Source organism: Vibrio sonorensis, assembly GCF_001854765.1.
Classification (GTDB): domain Bacteria; phylum Pseudomonadota; class Gammaproteobacteria; order Enterobacterales; family Vibrionaceae; genus Vibrio; species Vibrio sonorensis.
The window spans coordinates 1-527 of sequence record NZ_LJJE01000064.1; the positions used below are offsets into that span (position 1 = coordinate 1).

Annotated in this window: 1 protein-coding gene; it reads left to right on the plus strand. The window is 46.7% G+C overall.

Annotation, left to right across the window (positions count from 1 at the left end; genetic code table 11):
- Positions 1 to 473: IS5 family transposase (locus tag BLO31_RS12110; RefSeq protein ID WP_139158999.1), on the plus strand; the 473-nt coding region annotated here is incomplete at its 5' end.
- Positions 474 to 527: the final 54 nt, after the last annotated feature.

Below are 527 nucleotides of genomic sequence, written 5' to 3' on the forward strand. Positions count from 1 at the left end.
ATTTAGCGGTCGATACTGACACGCATGAACTCATTGCCGCTGAATTAAGCTTGTCGAATGTGACCGACGGTGAAGTGTTACCGAATTTACTCAAACAGACCCGCAGAAGAATCAATGAAATATCAGGCGATGGCGCTTACGATACAAGGCTGTGCTACGAAGCTATTCGCATCAAACGAGCCGTCCCACGCATACCACCGCGAAAAGGCGCTGCTTTTTGGGAGCGAGGTCATCCACGTAATCTAGCGGTAGGTTGCCAGAAGCTATATGGTTCAAACAAGCATTGGAAAAAGAGGGACGGCTACCATAAGCGTTCACTCTCAGAGACTGCGATGTTTCGTGTGAAGAAACGACTCGGTGGCACATTAAGCCTAAGAAATGACAATGCTCAGGTTGGCGAGACTTATGCCATGATAAAAGCACTAAATAAGCTGACGGGGCTAGGTATGCCTAAAACGACAGTGATCGCCTAATGGTTAGCCATTTTAAGTACGTTTTTACCTGAATTCGAGTTAGGAAACAAAGCC